Here is a 16,061-nt window from a genome sequence, read left to right on the forward strand (position 1 = left end):
AATCGACCCGGCACACGCGCGGTTCATGCGGCGCGGGCATCATGGGTATCGATGTCTCAACGCTCGGAGCGGTTCCCTTCGCGTATGCAGACCCTGACCACCCGCGTGGTGATGGCCGGGGTGTTCTTCGGCGCGGTCATCGCGCTGGCCTTGAGCGTCGCCTTCTCCTGGACCGACACGCTCGCCGGCGGCGCGGGCGGCGGGGAGGGCAAGCTCACCGAGGCCGCCCAGCAGGCGTTCCACTCGCCGCCGGGCACCTGCCTGACCTGGAACGCCAAGGACGCCTCGGACGCGCACCAGGTGCCGTGCACCCAGCCGCACCTGTTCGAGGTCACCACCGTGGTCGACATCGGCGCGAAGTTCCCGCAGCAGGCTCCGTTCCCGAGCCTCGACCAATGGCAGGACATCGCGCAGCAGCAGTGCAACAGCGACGTGCGGCCGTACCTCGGCCACCCGCTCGACCCGTACGGCAAGCTCACCACCAACCTGCTGCGGCCCACGTCGGCGCAGTGGTCCGGCGGCGACCGCCAGCTGCGCTGCGGCCTGCAGTTCGCCGGTCCGGGCGGCGGCCTGCAGCCCACCACCGGCGCGGCGAAGACCCAGGACCAGTCGATGGTGTGGGCCCCGGGCACCTGCCTCGCGCTGGCGGGCAAGGGCGTCGGCGACCCGGTCGACTGCAGCAAGCCGCACTCCTACGAAATGATCGCGACGCTCGACCTAGCCTCGCACTTCAAGGACGGCTACCCGAAGCTGGACGACCAGAAGTCCTGGCTCGACACCGAGTGCAACAAGGCCGCGAAGGACTACACCGGCAGCTCCGATCTCTCCTCGAAGAAGCTCACGCTGGGCTGGGACTCGCGCGAGCAGGAGAGCTGGGACGCCGGGTCCACCAAGGTCAACTGCAAGGTCGCGGCCACGCTGCAGGACGGCAGCGGGTTCCAGGCGGTCACCGGCAGCGTGAAGAGCGGCTCCTCCAGCTCGTCCGGCCAGCAGCAGAGCCCGCCGCCGAGTTCCGGTTCCGGCGGGAACTGAGCGGTGCCCGTCGAGATGAGCCAGGCCCGGTTCGAGGAACTCGTGGCCGACGCGCTCGACCAGGTGCCCGCGGAGTTCGCCGCGGCGATGGACAACGTCGTGGTGCTGGTCGAGGAGTTCAACGAGGAGGCGCCGGACATTCTCGGGCTCTACCACGGCATCGCGCTCACCGAGCGCACCAGCCACTACAGCGGTGCGCTGCCGGACCGGATCTCGATCTACCGGGAGCCGATCCTCGACATCTGCGACACCGAGGACGACGTCGTCGAGGAAGTCCTGATCACCGTCATGCACGAACTCGGCCACCACTTCGGCATCGACGACGAGCGGCTGCACGAACTCGGCTGGGGCTGATTCCGGCGGAACCCCGCCCGCCCGTTGCTCTTCCCTGCTCAACAACGCACCGCCACCACGGAAAACACCGAAGGTCATCAAAGCGTCACGGAACGCGGCTGATCTCTTTAGACTGTCCTGATCAGGCAGTTTCCGGTTTTCGTGAGGTGGTTTGTGTCGCATCGGACGACGGACGGCCGGCTGCGCTGGCTGCTCGCTTCGAGCGGCACGTCGAACCTCGCCGACGGCATCGCCAAGGTCGCCTTCCCGCTGCTGGCCACCACGCTGACCCGCGATCCGGTCGAGATCGCCGCGCTTTCGGCGGTGCAGTTCCTGCCGTGGCTGCTGTTCGCCATCCCGGCAGGCACCCTCGTCGACCGGATCGACCGCAAGAAGGCGATGATCGCCGCGAACGCGATGCGCGCGCTCGTGGTCGCCGCGGTCACCGCGCTGCTCGCGTTCGCCGCGATGGAGATCTGGACGATTTACGTCGCGTCGCTGCTCGTGGGCATCGCCGAAACGGTCGCGGAGAGCGCGGCGAACGTGCTGCCGCCCTCGCTGGTCGAGGCGGACCGGCTGGAGAGCGCCAACAGCAAACTGCAGGCCTGCGAGATCGTCGGCCAGACGTTCCTCGGCGGCCCGGTCGGCAGCGCCACCTTCGCGATGTTCGCGGTCTTCCCGTTCCTGCTCTCGTCCGTCGGGTTCGCGGTCGGCGCCGCGGTGCTGCTGGGCATGGCGGGCAGCTACCGGCCGCGGCAGGAAACCAAGTCGCACATCCGGGCGGATTTCGCGGACGGCTTCCGCTGGCTGCGGCGGCATTCGCTGTTGCTGCGACTGCTCGCGATCGCCGGTCTGCTCAGCCTGATCAGCGAACTGGCCCAGGCGCAGCTGGTGCTGTACGCGCTGGAAGACCTGCATTTGTCCGACGCCACCTTCGGCGCTTTCGCGTTCGTCGGCGGTGCCGGTGGCCTGCTCGGAGCAGGGCTGACACCGCGGCTGGTCCGGCGCATCGGACGGCGGACGGTCCTGGTCGGCGGGGTGTTGTTCTGCGCGCTCGGCTTCGGCGGCATGGGCCTGGTGCGCCAGCCGGTGGTGTCCGCGGTGCTGTTCGGCGTCTTCGCGGCGGCGGTGGTGGCGGTGAACGTGGTGCTCGCGACCGCGCGCCACACGCTCGTGCCGGGCGAGCTGCTCGGCCGCGTGCTCGGGGTGTGGCGGACAGTCGTCTGGGGCGCGATTCCGCTCGGCGCGCTCCTGGGCGGATTGCTCACGAAGCTGCTCGGATCGGCGGGCGACACCTTCACCGCTTCCGGCGTTCTGCTGCTGTTCGTGACCGCTTACGCACTGTTCGCGCTGCGCGGCCGCCCGCTCGATGACAAAACGGCCTCGACCGGGGACGGAGTCCGTTCGCAGCAGTGATCCGGCGCGGTTTTGGTGCTGAAATAGCACCTCACCCCGGCCGCCCGGAGGTACGTGATGACTGCGCTCGACACTCCGCCGCTGCCGGACGACGACCGCGACACCGACCTGGAGTCACCGCCTCCTGCCACCCGCCGGCCGCTCGTCCTCGCCGCCGTCGCCGGGTTCGTGCTCGGCACCTGCGTGGTCGGGCTGCTGTGGGGACTGTCCGGCCAGCGCGCCGGAGCGAATGTCGACGCCGCGGCCGCGTGTGCCGCGTTCTCTCGCGCTGGGCACATCCCGGACACCACGGGCGGCGTCGACGCGGCGCAGTTCACCCGGATGTCCGACGATTCGGTGCACCGCGTGACCGGCGCGATGGAGCTGGCCAAGGCGGCGGCGACCTTCGACGGCAACTACCAGCCGCTGGCCAAAAGCCTCGAAGCGGTGAACAAGATGGTGCTCAGCAGCCGCTTCGACAACCGCGACCAGCAGGCCGCCGTCGTCCAGGTGGAACAACTCTGCGCGCGGGGCTGATCCCCACGCGCAGAGCCTCGGTCAGGCCTTGTGCACGGTCTTCACGCCGAGCTGCTTGCCCGGGATGTTCGTGCCCGCGCAGCCGAGGCCGTCGAGCGGCACGAACTTCGACGCCTTCTCCTGCGGCAGGTACACGCGCAGGCCCTTGACCTGGGTCGGCTTGCACACGGCAGGGTCGAAGTTGCGCACCTGCGCGAACTGCAGGTCGGCCGCGGCGGACTGGCCGGGAGCCAGCTTCACCGGCGCGCCCTTGGCGCCGTCGCGATCGGCGGCCGGGCCGATCTGGGCCCCGTTCTCGCCGCCGACGTAGGACACGCCAGGGAAGCCCTGGATGGTGCACGGTGTGCCGCTGGTGTTCTTGATCAGCAGCGGCCGGTACTCCGAACCGGCGCCGGCGTCGCCGCCGCCGAGCGACAGGGAAACGTCGCCTGCCTTGCACAGGCCGTTGTCGGCGGGCGGCTTGTCGGCCGGAGCCGAGCCGCCGCTGGGCGCGGACGACGCGGAAGAAGGAGCCGACGACGCCGCGGACGAAGCCGACGACATCGGGCTGCTCGACGGGGTGTCCGAACTCGCCGGGCCGCTCGCGGCGGGAGCGCCCTGGCCGCACGCGGAAAGCAGCAGCGCCCCCGACGCGCCCACTGCGGACAGGAAGACCAGGGAAAACCACGGTTTCTTCGTGTTTGCCATCTCACTCGCCTCGCTGTGCTGGTGAACGCCGAACTGGGTGGAACCTCTTCCGGAGGACGTGCCATGTCCGGACGGGGTTGCTCCGCATCCGGTGAGTTCCCCACCGGATGCGGGTTCACTCAGCGTTTCCCCGAGCGAGTGATCAACCGCTCACGAAAGGCGGGTGTCGACCCAGCGGACGCACTCCCATCCGTGGTCGCGGGCTTCCAGCTCGACGAACTTCGTATTCGGGATCAGCGCCTCGTTCGCCAGCTCGGCGGGCACGTTCGCGGCCAGCCACTCCCCGGCGAGCCGGATCGCGCCGCCGTGGCTGACCAGCACGACCACGCCGTCCGGCGAGGTTTCCTCGTGCTTGGCCCGCAGCTCGCCCGCCGCGCCGAGCATCCGGTCGCGCACCTGCGCGCCGGTCTCGCCGCCGGGGATCGAGACGTCGAGGTCGCCTTCCGTCCAGGCCTTCACCACGTCCAGGTAGACGCCGATCGAGTCCGGGTCGGTATTGCCTTCGAGGTCGCCGGCGTCGACCTCCTTGACGCCCTCGATCACCTGCACGTCGAACCCGAACGCCTCGGCCAGCGGCGCCGCGGTCTGCTGCGCCCGCACCGCCTCCGACGCGTACACCGCCACGATCGGCTCGGATTTCAGCTGCTCGGCGAGCGCCGCGGCCTGCTCCCGGCCGAGTTCGGTGAGCGGCGGGCCGGGCAACGCGGTGTCCAGCGCGCGGCGGACATTGCCCTCGGTCTGTCCATGCCGGACCAGCAACAGCCTCATGCGCCCTCTCCCTTCAAAACGGCGTCGACCCAAGCCTGCGCGTCGAGGAAATCCTGGTTCCCCGCGCCGTCCTCGATCGTGGCCGCGACCTCGTCCGCTCGCGGGTACGAACCGAGGAAGCGCAGGTGAGAGCGTCGGCGCAGGGCGGCCATCGCGTCGACGATCCGGGGTTCGGCGACGTGCCCCTCGAAGTCGATGAAGAACCGGTACTCGCCGAAGTTGCTGCGCGTCGGCCGGGCGTCGATCCGGGTCAGGTTGATCCCGCGGACGGCCAGCTCCACCAGCAGATCGGACAGCGTCCCGGTGCGGTTGACCGCGGCCGCGACGATCGACGTGCGGTCGGCTCCGGTGGGCGCGGGCAGTTCGCCGGGGCGACGCACCATCAGGAACCGGGTCTGCGCGTCGCAGACGTCGGCGACGCCGGTCGCCAGCTCCTCCAGCGGGTAGTGCTCGATCGCGACCGGCGCGGACACCGCCGCGTCGAAATCGCCCTCGACCACGCCGACGGCCGCGGCCGCGGTGGACGACGAGGCGACCGGGGTGGCGTCCGGCAGGTTCGCCTCCAGCCATTCGCGCACCTGGGCGAGCGCGTGCGGATGGCTCGCGACAGTGCGGATTTCGCCGCCGCCCGGCCGTTTGAGCACGCTGAAGTGGATGGGCAGGATCGTCTCGGCCGTGGCGACGAGCGGATCCCCGTCGCTGAGCCCGTCGAGCGTCGCGGGGACCACGCCCTCGACGGAGTTCTCGATCGGCACGCACGCGGCGTCCGCGGCACCGTCGCGGACAGCCTGCAGCGCCAGCCGGACGGTCTCGTAGGGGGTCAGGTCCTCGCCCGGCGCGAGCGCGCGGGCGGCCTGCTCGGTGAACGTGCCCTGAGGGCCGAAATACGCGATCCGCAACACGGGAGTCAGGCTAGCGACCGCGCGCGTGGCGCTTTTCACTCGGACAGCCGGTGGCTAAACCGGTTACGCCGGGTGGCGTTTTTTGCCATGCTGGAACGGTGACCGCCGACTCAGGCACACACGCCGGGCACGGGGAAGCCGTTTCGCCGGTTTCTCCCCGAACGCCGGAATTGGTGCTGTGCGCCGTCGATGAACCGCTGGCCGCGGCGTGGACCTCCGCCGTGGCGGACGTCGGCGGCTCTGTCCGGGTGCATCGCGGTTCGGTGCTCGACATCGCCGCGCAGGCGGTGGTCAGCCCGGCCAACTCCTACGGCTGGATGCGCGGCGGGATCGACGCGGTCTACGCGCGGGCGTTCCCCGGCATCGAGCAGAGCGTGCGCAGTGCGGTTTTGGCTTCATACGGCGGTGAGCTGCCGATCGGCGAGTCGGTGATCGTCCCGACCGGCGAGTCCGAACCGGCGTGGCTGATCAGCGCGCCGACCATGCGCGAGCCCGGCGAACGGCTGCCCGCCGACACCGTCCACCCGTATCTCGCGGCGCGCGCGGTGTTCCTGCAGTGGCAGCGCGGACAGCTGGATTCCGGCTCGGTCGCCTCGGCGGTGCGGACGATCGCGATGCCCGGTCTCGGCACCGGCGTCGGCGGCGTGGCACCGGCCACCTGCGCCCGTCAGGTCGCCGCCGCGTGGCAGGAAGTGTTCGGGGCCAACGGTCACCTTCGGTGATCGAATACCTCTCGGCTCAGGGGTGCGTGCATCACATCACAGCGCGTTCACGCGCGGTAAGCCCTACCGTTGATACGGCGTTACGGAAGTAGCGCAGACGGAGCCAGCGCAGGCGACGGCCGAGGAGTGTGCGATGCCCACACGGGTCCGTGAACTCAGCCCTTATGTAGAGCTGCATCGGGAACAGTGGCGGGAGCTGCGCAGCTCCACTCCGCTGCCGCTGACCGCGGACGAGCTGGTCCGGCTCCGCGGGCTCGGGGAACAAATCGATCTCGCCGAGGTCGCCGACGTGTACCTGCCGCTTTCGCGGCTGATCAACCTCCAGGTGAAGGCCCGGCAACAGCTGTACGAGGCCACCACGACGTTCCTCGGCGAGGACTGCCGCAACACCAAAGCGCCGTTCGTGATCGGCGTCGCGGGCAGTGTCGCCGTCGGCAAGTCGACCACCGCCCGGATCCTGCGCACCCTGCTCGCCCGCTGGCCCGACCACCCGCGCGTCGACCTCGTGACGACCGACGGGTTCCTCTACTCGCGCGCCGAGCTGACCCGGCGCGGGATCATGCACCGCAAGGGTTTCCCGGAAAGCTACGACCGGCGCGCGCTGCTGCGGTTCGTCACCGAGGTGAAGTCCGGGGCCGAGCGGGTGTCCGCGCCGGTGTACTCGCACCTGGCCTACGACATCCTCCCGGACCAGGAGCAGGTCGTGGAGCGGCCGGACATCCTGATCATCGAGGGATTGAACGTCCTGCAGCCCGGCCCGAGCCTGACCGTTTCGGATCTGTTCGATTTCTCGATTTACGTCGACGCGCACATCGACGACATCGAGCATTGGTATGTCGAGCGATTCCTGAAGCTGCGGCACACCGCGTTCGCCGACCCGGCGTCGCACTTCCACCATTTCGCCGGCCTGGACGACGACGAGGCCCGCGAGGAAGCGCGGCACCTCTGGCGCACCATCAACGAGCCGAACCTGATGGAGAACATCAAGCCGACCCGGCCGCGCGCGACGCTCGTGCTTCGCAAGGACGCCGACCACGCCATCAACCGTGTTCGATTGCGGAAACTCTGAGCATCACCCACACGCGCCTCACTGGCCTCCTTCTGCTCTCTTTCTGCACAAGAGCCGGGTAATTGACCGATCGGCCAGCGTCTTCGTAACCACTTGGCCGATACCAGCGCCCCGGTCCGCAAGCGACCCTGAAAGCAGCAGGAAGTCGCACTTGACCTGCGAAGGAGGCCACGATGTTGACTATCGTCCTGACCTGGGTCGGCGCGGTATTGGGATTGACGCTGCTGGTCGCGATGGCCGCGGGGGCGTTCGTCGTCGACTTCGACGACGCGCTGCGCGAACGGCGCCTGAAGGCACGCGGCACGGCGGAGCCGACCAGCTGAGGCCTGAGCTTTCGGTCCAGGCAAGATGTGCGGCATGAGTCCGGTGAGCCGCGCGCGCAAGAAGAGTTCCCTACCCACCGCCCCCAGCGTCAACGGTCTGTTCAAGGACGTGCTGCGGGACTTCTCCGCGGTCGCGGCCGAGCCCGGTCCGTTCGACATCGACCTGCTCGGTTCCGAGGTCGTCGGGCAGTGGCGGGACGTCGTCGTGGAGGACGAGCCGGAAAGCCAGCTCGGGCTTGAGCTGATCGCCTTCGCCCAGCGCAAGATCACCCCTGGCGCGGCGGCGCTGCTGGCCGCGCTGAAGGTGCTGGCCGAGTCCGAAGAGGAGCGTTCGGCGGCGGCCGAGGCGCTCGGCGTGGTGCTCGGCCGCGGCATCCCGGAGCCGGAGTGGGCCGCCGAGGTCGGGCAGGTCAGCGTCGGCGAATGCTGGCGCACCGGGGATGTTTACGGCGACGAGTCTTCGCTGCTGTGCGTCTTTTCCCGAGGCGACCACTCGCTCGGCCTGCTCGCGCTGCTGGACTTCACCGAGGGCGGCCGGGTGCGCGACCTGGTGGTCATCGAGGAGCCGCACGAGGTGCTCGCCGAAATGCGCTCGCAGGTCGAGGAAGACGGCGAACTGGTCGTACTGGAGAAGATCGAACCCGCCGACGCGCACCGGCTGCTGGTGTCCGGGATCGCCGCCACGGACGCCTTGGACGAGCCGGACGTCGGCGAGGACTACACGCGATTCCACGCCATCGCGCTGACCTGGGCGCGTTCGCTGCCGGAGCCCACTGAGGTTCCGCCGGTCGCCGAGTGGACTGCCGCGCAGCGCGAGGGAGCCGTCACCCAGTTCCTCGCCGACACGAACCTGCCGGACGCCGACGCCGCCCGCGAAATCGCCAATCTGCTGGTGGACCACGGCTGCCGGGTGGAACAGGCGAACCCGCTGCGCGTCGGTCCGGAGAAGCTGGCCCGGTTCCTCGAATCCTTGCTGGACGGCGAATACGAGCTGGAAGACGAGGACGCCGTCGCGCCGGTCGTGCTGTCCTGGGCGGGCTGGGCCGCCGCGCGCGCCGGACTGTCCGAAATCGCGACCGCGGCTTTGCTGGAAGAAGTCACCGAATACCTCGGCGAGTACCTCTCGGACGACGACGAGGAAGACGACTTCAGCGACTACCTCGACGGCACCGAGTCCGCCGAAGAAGCCCTGGAAGTGGTGGCCCGCCGCCGTTTCGCGGTGCCCGAACTGTCCACAGTGATCGGTGACGAGGAACTGACCGACTTGGACCCGGGCGACCCGGAACAGCGCCGGCTGCTGGTGATCGGCGCGCACCCGGAGTACCACGAGTCGCTGGCCGCGGAAGAATTCGACGGCGCCGACGGTCTCCGCCTCGCGCTTGAGACGTCCATTGTGGACCAGCTGTGGGACGACGAGCCCGCCGAAGTGTGGACCGCCGCGCAGAACCTGCTGCGGCAGGACCTTTCCCGCACCGAGGTCCTCGACCGGTTGGTGACCGTCCTGGAAGGACAGTTGACCGAAACCGAGGAAGAAGACCAGCTGGACTACGACCTGGACGCCTACCGCGCCGCCCTGGCCGAAATCTAGCCCTTCGGTAGCGCGATCCGGGCCGACCGGATCTCCGCAAGCAACCGGGTTTTGCGGCGGTGGACGTTCACCAGCTCGGCGACGTAGCCGGTGAACTCCTCCGCCGTACCCGCTTGCTTGTGCAGGGTGCGCAGTTTTTTGAGGCACTGCGCCGCTTCCCGGTACGCGCCCGCTTCTTTTTGCGCGATCAGCTGCTCGATCCGCTCGCGATACTCCGAAATGGAGTGTTCTTCTTTGTGCGGGGCTTCCGCCTGCTGCGGTGTTTCTTTCCGCTGCTGCTTCTCTGCCCGCTGCGGCTTTTCCGTCGGTGGCTTCTCCGCCCTCGGGTTCTCTGCCCGTAGTCGCGTTCCCGCCCGCTGCGGAGTCAGCACCCGCGCCGCGTAAGCGATCGCCTCGCCGTGCCGCCCAGCCGCCCGCAACACCCGGACAATCTTGAGACTGACGTCCACCCGAGGCGGCTTGGCCGCGAGAATGGCGACCAGCCCGTCGACGTCTCCGCTGGCCTCGGCGATCTCCTCCTGCAGCCGCTGCGCGATCTCGGCTTTCTCCGGCTGCTTCACCCGCAACACTTCGTCCACAATGGACTTCATCCGCGCGAGCCCGCCCGCCCCGAGCGCCGCCGCGAAATCGGCCACCGCGACCGCCCGCCCGCTGAACGCCGCCTCCAGCACCCAGTCCGCGAGCTGCCCCGGCTCCGGCGGCCGAGCCGCACAAGCCCGCGCGTACAACGCGACCGCCTGGTCAAGCCGCTCCTCGAGGTCCGCCGCGAGGTCGCCGTGCTGCTCGAGCATGCCCACGATGTCGTCCACCGCCCGCCGGGCGAGCGGCGCGAGATCAGCGCGGCTGCCGGAGTCGAGCAGCCGCCGCACAGTGTCGAGAACCGCACCGATTTTGGCGGTGTACTCGACCGGGTCGGGGACGCTCACGGGAACAGTCTGCCGTATCGCCCGTAACCGGCGTGTGGGCCAACGGCGTACTCTTTTCGGCCCAACCCGGACACCCCAGGTGAGCACTGCGCGTGATAGTCAGGTCCGGTGACCCTAGACGACCTCACCCAGCGCCTCCGCGACTTCGCCGCCGCCCGGGAATGGGAACCGTTCCACACCCCGAAAAACCTGACGATGGCCCTGTCCGGCGAAGTAGGCGAGCTGATCGCCCTGTTCCAGTGGCTGACGCCGGAAGAGGCCGCGAACTGGCGCGCGGACCCGACCCAGGAGTTCAACGTCCAAGACGAAATCGCCGACGTGATGCTGTATCTCGTCCGGCTGGCGGACGTGCTGGGAATCGACCTGCTGGAAGCGGCGAACGCGAAGGTGGACCGAAACGAGAAGAGGTTCCCTCCGCTAGCCCGCTGACCCGGCCGCCACCCGCTTCGTCTCGTCGAGATACCAGCCGCCGACCAGCGCACCGACCGCGAAGACACCCAGAAAGATCCCCGGCCCCAACCCGGCGCCGCCGAACATCGCGGCGACGGTGAGGACCATCAGAACTAGTCCGATTCCCATCAGCACCCGGCCGGCCAGCCGGCTGCTGCCCGAGGGCGCCTTCTGATGTCTCGGCTGCGGGGCGCTCTCGAAACCCAACAACACCGGAGCCTCGTCCAGCCGCGCGACGTGCGCACCGAGTTCGAGCGCCCGGGAAAGCCGCGGTTCGGACTCACGCACCTCCGCGTCGTACACGAGGTGCGTGACCGAGCCCGTCAGGTTCTTCGCGAGCTGGAATCCCGCCGACAGCACCCGCGCCCGGAACTGGTCCGCGTCCGCCGTCGCGCCGAGCACGAGAACTCTCGTCGGCTTGTGTCCCGTGGCGGTCACCTTCAGGTCCACCACCGCTTCCAGCACCCCGAGCGCCTCCGCGACCTGCCGCAGTTCGCGGTACTCGGTGGAAGTCACCTCCCCGTCGGCCTCCGCGACCCGGCGCAGCTCCGCGACGAAACCGGCATGCACCCGCCGGACCTCCGCTGCGGGCAGCCCAGCTTCAGCCGCTAGGCCGGCAAGCGCCGAGACCTCCTCGTCAGCCAGGAATTCGTCGCCGACCGCTTCGGCAAGCAGATCGAGGTAAGCCTGCGCGACCGGTCCGCCGTCTCCCGCGGAAACCCGGTCGACCGCCTCGGCCATCCACCCTTTCTCCGCGCCGTCCACCGACCGGCGCAGGGCTGCCGCCCCGGCCGCATACCGCGGCAATTCCGGGAAACGCACCGGGTGCGCCAGCCGCAACCCATGGGTCCCGACGAGAGCGATCATCGCCTGCGCGCACGCCCGGGCGGCCGGCTCGGCGAGGTAACCGGGAAAGTCCTCGATGCCGAAGGCGCGGGCGATGGTGGCGAGACGGTAGTTGGGCAACGGCAACGTCGCCTGTGCGGTGTCCTTGAGCGAGATTCCGGGCAGCCGGGGCAGCCGGACGCCCAGCTGGCTGATCTCGGCGAGGAGGCTCTCCGCCGAAGACAGGTCGTGGGCCACGACGACCGCGCCCCGGCACAGATCGAACAACCGGCTGAGGATGTCGCCGAAAGCCGGCGCACCAGCTAGTTCCGCCGCGGTGATGCGGTGCGGATTGCGCCGGTTCGCCTCCGCGGCGACGACCGTCGCGAACTCGCCGAGGAAGGTTCCGTCCCCGCGGAACCGGATCGCGGCGACCTCCAGCACGCGACCGGCGTGCAATCCGGTCGTCTTCACGTCGATCGCGGTGAATTCCGTACCGCTCGCGGGCACCTGCCCGGTCGGGGACAGGGACAGTCGTTCGATCAGCTCGGCCATCGGGGGTGCGCTTTCTCCTGGACAGTTCCCATAACCATCGCGGGGCAGTCGCGAACCGTCACACCCGCTGCGGAGAAAGCTTGCTTTGTAACTGATCCGTGACTTCTTCCTTTCCGCGAAACCCTGTCGTGTAACACTCGCGGCCGCTTGTGCGAAGTCCATTCGGCACCCGCCTCAGGAAGAGGATTTCCGAATGCACTCCACGCCCGCGCCGCCGCCGCGCCCCAAGCTGAAATTCCCGACCTGGCTGACGGTCGTCCTCAGCGTCTTCGCGGTTCTCTTCATTCTGGGCGCGGTGTTCGGAAAGCCCGCGCCGACGCCGGAGCCGGTTGCCGCACCCGCCGCCCCGCCCTCGACAACCCCGGTGACCACCTCAGTCTCTCCGGCGCCGGTGACGTACACCGTGGACAAAATCACCGACGCCGCTAACGTCGAACTGGCCGGTTCGGACGGCAGCCATCGCACCGTGCGCGTCCTCGGTCTCGAAGTGGCGACTGGGAACAACTGCTACGCGACGGAAACCGTTACTTGGGCCAATAACAAGCTCGCCGGCGCGGCAGTAAAGATCACCACGGACACCACTGACGGCGTCGCGCTCGCATTGAACGACGGCACCGACTACGCGACCGCGACGCTTTCGGCCGGATACGCGCGGCTGGCCGGAAACGTCATCTCCGACTCTTTGCGCAACGCGGCAAACGCGGCCCAGCAAGCGGCGGCCGGATTGTGGGCGGAACCCTGCAAGGGCGTCATCACCGCGCCGACGCCGGTGCCGCCCCCTGCTCCGCCGAAGGAAACGCCCGCCCCGCCACCGGCCCCGCGCACGTCCGAGCAAGCCGCTCCCCCGCCGCCCCCGGTCGAGGACCAGCCGGAACCCGAACAGCCGAGCGCTGCGTACTACAAGAATTGCGCGGCCGCGAAAGCCGCTGGGGTCACCCCGCTTCACCGCGGCGACCCGGGCTACCGCTCCGGTCTGGACCGCGACGGCGACGGAATCGCCTGCGAGCGGTAACTCCTGGTGTCGTGCGGCACGACCGGCAGACGAACCGCCCCACGCACCGTAACCTGGACATATGCCGATCCAGGTGCTGCTAGTAGACGACCACGAACTCGTCCGGCGGGGCCTGCGCGACCTGCTCAGCGACGAGGCCGACCTGGAAGTGGTCGCTGAGGCCGGGAGTGTCGAAGAGGCGCTCGCGGTGGCTATGCACGTCGAGCCGGATGTCGCGGTCGTGGATGTGCGGCTCGGGGACGGCGACGGCATCACGCTCTGCCGCGAACTGCGGTCCAAGCCGAATCCGCCTGCCTGTCTCATGCTCACCGCGTTCGACGACGAAGAAGCTATGGTCGGCGCGATCATGGCGGGCGCTTCGGGGTATCTGCTCAAGCAGGTGCGCGGCCAGGACGTGGTGAACGCGGTCCGCGAGGTCGCCGCCGGGCGGTCGTTGCTCGACCCGGTCAGCACCGCCCGCGTGCTCGACAAGTTGCGCCATCCGCCGACCGACGAACTGGCCGCCCTCACCGATCGCGAGCGGGACGTGCTGGAGCTGATCGGGCAGGGCCTGTCGAACCGCGAGATCGCCGAACGTCTTTTCCTCGCTGAAAAAACGGTGAAGAACTACGTGACGTCTGTGCTCGCGAAGCTCGGCATGCAGCGCCGCACCCAGGCCGCGGCGTGGATTGCCCGGCGCGGCAAGTGAATCAGCTGCCCGTGAATCAGCTTCCCGCGACGGCGCGTCCGTAGCGTTCGGACAGCAGCTGCAGCAACGGGACCAGTTCCGGCGGCGACTCGACGGTGAAGTCCATCATCAACATTCCAATGTAGACAGCCACCGTGTCCAGGCTGTCCGCGCCGGTGACGAGCACACACTGGTTCTCGCCGATGGGTTCGACGACGCCGACCGTCGGGTTGATCCGTGCCAGCACCTTCTCCGCCGGAGCGTCGATGCGCAGGCGCGCGTGCACGAGCCAGCCGCTCGCCGCGATCGTGCGCATCGCGAAGGCGGTGTAATCCCCGCCGGGCAAGGGATTCGGCTCGAACCGGCGACGGGTCGGCATCCGCGGTTCCATCAGGTCGATGCGGTAGGTGGCCCAGCTGCCGTCCTGCGGATCGCGGGCGACCAGGTACCAGCGCCGCTGCCAGCTCAGCAACCGGTACGGCTCGACCAGCCGCAGCTCGTCCGCGTAGTCGAACCGGAGCCATTCGACGTGCCGGATCGCCCGCGCGACCTCCTGCAGCACAGCACCGTCGATCTCCGGATCGGGCGCGTCGGTGCCGGTGTTCTCCGGACCGCGGTCGATCGTCGACCGCAGCGCGTCGACCGTCGGACGCAGCCTGGCCGGCAACACCTGTTCCAGCTTCGCGAGCGCCCGCGTGCCTGCCTCGTCGATCCCGGAGATGCCCGCCGCCGCCCGCAGGCCGACCGTGACCGCCACCGCCTCCTCGTCGTCGAGCAGGAGGGGAGGCAGCTTTCCACCAGAGCCGAGCCGGTAGCCACCGACGTTCCCGCGCGCCGCCTCGACGGGATAGCCCAGGTCACGCAGCCGCTCGACGTCGTTGCGGATCGTCCGGGCCGAGACGCCCAGGCGTTCCGACAGCTCCCTGCCGCTCCGCCCGGCCGCGCTCTGAAGCAGTGCGAGAAGCGCCAGCAACCGCGCCGTCGGATCAGCCATCGAAACTCCCTATTCTATTAGGAACTGATCCTACCTATTAGCCTCCTAGTGTTCTTCTCATGACGAACGCAACCGCCTCCCTCACCCTCCGCCCCTTCACCGTCGAGGTCACCGACGCCGAACTCGCGGACCTGCACGACCGCCTCGCCCGCACCCGCCTGCCGCAGCCGTCGCCGACCGACGACTGGGACGCCGGCACCCCGAACGCCTACCTGCGGACGGCGATCGAGGCGTGGCGGAGCTTCGACTGGCGCGCCGCCGAAGCGCGGATCAACTCCTTCCCGCACTTCACCACCGAGATCGACGGCCAGACGTTCCACTTCATCCACGTCCGCTCCGCCCACCCCGGCGCGACGCCGCTGCTGCTCGCGCACACCTATCCCGGCTCGTCGGTCGACTACCTCGACCTGATCGACCGCCTCGTCGACCCGGTCGCTTACGGCGGCCGCGCCGAGGACGCCTTCGACGTCGTCGTCCCCGACGCGCCCGGCTACGGCTTCTCGCAGCCCGTCGCCGAGTCCGGCTGGACGATCCCTCGCGTCGCCGCCGCGTACGACCGGCTGATGCGCGGCCTCGGGTACGAGAGCTACGGAATCCACGGCTCGGACAACGGCGCGATGACCGCCCGGGAGCTCGGCTTGCTGAACCCGGAGGGCTTCCTCGGCCTGCACGTCCTGCAGCTGTTCTCGTTCCCGTCCGGCGACCCGGCGGAGTTCGAACGCCTCGACCCGGCCGACCACGCCGGTCTCGCGCACATGCAATGGTTTCAATCAGTTGGTGGCTACAACACGATGAACGCCTCGCGTCCCCAAACGGTTTCCGTCGGCCTCAGTGACTCCCCGATCGGATTACTCGCCTACAGCGAGCTGTTCAACTCCTTCGGCAACGGGACTTCGTTGGTGCCGCTGGAAAAGATCCTGATGGAGGTGAGCGTGAACTGGTTCGCCAACGCCGCCTCCGGGATGAGCCGCAGCTACCTGGAGAACGCCCGCGCGGAGGCCGAACCGCGAGTGAGCGACGCGCGCACTGGCGTGGCGGTGTTCAAGGACGACTTCCAGACCATCAAGGCCTTCGCCGAACGCGACAACACGAACATCGTGCACTGGAGCCGCTTCGAGGAAGGCGGCCACTTCGCGGCGCTGGAACGCCCCGACCTCCTCGCCGGCGACATCCGCGCTTTCTTCGCTGCGCGCGACTGACCCCTGCTGATTCCGCGCCCGAACCCCGTACGCATTGCTGCGTACGGGGTTCTCGGCGTCCCGGACGAAGCTGAGGG

Annotated in this window: 18 protein-coding genes; 12 read left to right on the forward strand and 6 right to left on the reverse strand. The window is 69.2% G+C overall.

The window, feature by feature from the left end; translation table 11 throughout:
- Positions 1-51 precede the first annotated feature (51 nt).
- The 4 genes from ABD156_RS31135 to ABD156_RS31150 all read left to right on the forward strand — a co-directional run bounded on the left by ABD156_RS31135 (position 52) and on the right by ABD156_RS31150 (position 3,297).
- Positions 52-1,032, forward strand: a complete 981-nt coding sequence (locus ABD156_RS31135; protein ID WP_344281859.1) for a septum formation family protein — start codon at positions 52-54, stop codon at positions 1,030-1,032.
- Between the two features lie 3 nt (positions 1,033-1,035).
- The gene (locus ABD156_RS31140) at positions 1,036-1,386 is read left to right on the forward strand and encodes a metallopeptidase family protein (protein WP_344281862.1); all 351 of its coding nucleotides are present in this window, start codon (positions 1,036-1,038) and stop codon (positions 1,384-1,386) included.
- A 153-nt stretch (positions 1,387-1,539) separates the two neighbouring features.
- A complete protein-coding gene (locus ABD156_RS31145; protein WP_344281865.1) occupies positions 1,540-2,781 on the forward strand; it encodes an MFS transporter in 1,242 nt (413 codons plus the stop codon).
- A gap of 57 nt (positions 2,782-2,838) precedes the next feature.
- Positions 2,839-3,297, forward strand: coding sequence for a hypothetical protein (locus ABD156_RS31150; RefSeq protein ID WP_344281868.1), 459 nt, complete (start codon positions 2,839-2,841; stop codon positions 3,295-3,297).
- A gap of 21 nt (positions 3,298-3,318) precedes the next feature.
- Here ABD156_RS31150 and ABD156_RS31155 read toward each other — a convergent pair whose 3' ends face one another.
- The 3 genes from ABD156_RS31155 to pheA all read right to left on the reverse strand — a co-directional run bounded on the left by ABD156_RS31155 (position 3,319) and on the right by pheA (position 5,654).
- Positions 3,319-3,984 carry a DUF4232 domain-containing protein gene (locus ABD156_RS31155; protein ID WP_344281871.1) on the reverse strand — a complete coding sequence of 222 codons (666 nt, stop codon included), beginning with the start codon at positions 3,982-3,984 and terminating at the stop codon, positions 3,319-3,321.
- A 150-nt stretch (positions 3,985-4,134) separates the two neighbouring features.
- The gene (locus tag ABD156_RS31160; protein ID WP_344281874.1) at positions 4,135-4,752 is read right to left on the reverse strand and encodes a histidine phosphatase family protein; all 618 of its coding nucleotides are present in this window, start codon (positions 4,750-4,752) and stop codon (positions 4,135-4,137) included.
- Positions 4,749-5,654: a prephenate dehydratase gene (gene pheA / locus ABD156_RS31165; RefSeq protein ID WP_344281877.1), complete on the reverse strand. Its 906-nt coding sequence runs from the start codon at positions 5,652-5,654 to the stop codon at positions 4,749-4,751. The genes ABD156_RS31160 and pheA overlap by 4 nt, the downstream gene beginning before the upstream one ends.
- A gap of 98 nt (positions 5,655-5,752) precedes the next feature.
- Here pheA and ABD156_RS31170 point away from each other — a divergent pair, with 98 nt between their 5' ends.
- The 4 genes from ABD156_RS31170 to ABD156_RS31185 all read left to right on the forward strand — a co-directional run bounded on the left by ABD156_RS31170 (position 5,753) and on the right by ABD156_RS31185 (position 9,356).
- On the forward strand, positions 5,753-6,376 hold the full coding sequence (locus tag ABD156_RS31170) for a macro domain-containing protein (protein WP_344281880.1): 624 nt from the start codon (positions 5,753-5,755) through the stop codon (positions 6,374-6,376).
- 133 nt (positions 6,377-6,509) lie between these two features.
- Positions 6,510-7,445: a type I pantothenate kinase gene (coaA, locus tag ABD156_RS31175; protein WP_344281883.1), complete on the forward strand. Its 936-nt coding sequence runs from the start codon at positions 6,510-6,512 to the stop codon at positions 7,443-7,445.
- 173 nt (positions 7,446-7,618) lie between these two features.
- On the forward strand, positions 7,619-7,768 hold the full coding sequence (locus ABD156_RS31180) for a hypothetical protein (RefSeq protein WP_344281886.1): 150 nt from the start codon (positions 7,619-7,621) through the stop codon (positions 7,766-7,768).
- 34 nt (positions 7,769-7,802) lie between these two features.
- Positions 7,803-9,356 (forward strand): hypothetical protein, encoded by a 1,554-nt coding sequence (locus ABD156_RS31185; protein ID WP_344281890.1) that lies wholly within the window; start codon positions 7,803-7,805, stop codon positions 9,354-9,356.
- Here the strand turns inward: ABD156_RS31185 and ABD156_RS31190 are convergent.
- Entirely contained in the window at positions 9,353-10,282 is a 930-nt protein-coding gene (locus tag ABD156_RS31190; protein ID WP_344281894.1) for a hypothetical protein, read from the reverse strand. The genes ABD156_RS31185 and ABD156_RS31190 overlap by 4 nt on opposite strands.
- A gap of 108 nt (positions 10,283-10,390) precedes the next feature.
- Between ABD156_RS31190 and ABD156_RS31195 the strand changes: the two genes are divergently transcribed.
- Complete coding sequence (locus tag ABD156_RS31195) at positions 10,391-10,711, forward strand: nucleotide pyrophosphohydrolase (RefSeq protein ID WP_344281897.1); 321 nt, start codon at positions 10,391-10,393, stop codon at positions 10,709-10,711.
- On the opposite strand, the gene ABD156_RS31200 is transcribed toward ABD156_RS31195, so the two are convergent.
- The gene (locus tag ABD156_RS31200; protein WP_344281900.1) at positions 10,700-12,112 is read right to left on the reverse strand and encodes a 3'-5' exonuclease; all 1,413 of its coding nucleotides are present in this window, start codon (positions 12,110-12,112) and stop codon (positions 10,700-10,702) included. The two genes, ABD156_RS31195 and ABD156_RS31200, sit on opposite strands and share 12 nt — an antisense overlap.
- Positions 12,113-12,305: 193 nt before the next feature.
- Between ABD156_RS31200 and ABD156_RS31205 the strand changes: the two genes are divergently transcribed.
- Together ABD156_RS31205 and ABD156_RS31210 are read left to right on the forward strand one after the other, a co-directional pair.
- Complete coding sequence (locus ABD156_RS31205; RefSeq protein ID WP_344281903.1) at positions 12,306-13,124, forward strand: excalibur calcium-binding domain-containing protein; 819 nt, start codon at positions 12,306-12,308, stop codon at positions 13,122-13,124.
- A gap of 61 nt (positions 13,125-13,185) precedes the next feature.
- Positions 13,186-13,812, forward strand: a complete 627-nt coding sequence (locus ABD156_RS31210) for a response regulator (protein WP_009085782.1) — start codon at positions 13,186-13,188, stop codon at positions 13,810-13,812.
- Positions 13,813-13,828: 16 nt separating this feature from the next.
- Here the strand turns inward: ABD156_RS31210 and ABD156_RS31215 are convergent, their stop codons facing one another.
- Positions 13,829-14,785 (reverse strand): helix-turn-helix transcriptional regulator, encoded by a 957-nt coding sequence (locus ABD156_RS31215; protein WP_344281914.1) that lies wholly within the window; start codon positions 14,783-14,785, stop codon positions 13,829-13,831.
- A gap of 59 nt (positions 14,786-14,844) precedes the next feature.
- Here ABD156_RS31215 and ABD156_RS31220 point away from each other — a divergent pair, with 59 nt between their 5' ends.
- The gene (locus ABD156_RS31220) at positions 14,845-15,984 is read left to right on the forward strand and encodes an epoxide hydrolase family protein (protein ID WP_344281917.1); all 1,140 of its coding nucleotides are present in this window, start codon (positions 14,845-14,847) and stop codon (positions 15,982-15,984) included.
- The last annotated feature ends 77 nt before the right edge of the window (positions 15,985-16,061 follow it).

The sequence above is a fragment of the Amycolatopsis albidoflavus genome (assembly GCF_039525725.1).
In the GTDB taxonomy this organism is placed as follows: domain Bacteria; phylum Actinomycetota; class Actinomycetes; order Mycobacteriales; family Pseudonocardiaceae; genus Amycolatopsis; species Amycolatopsis albidoflava.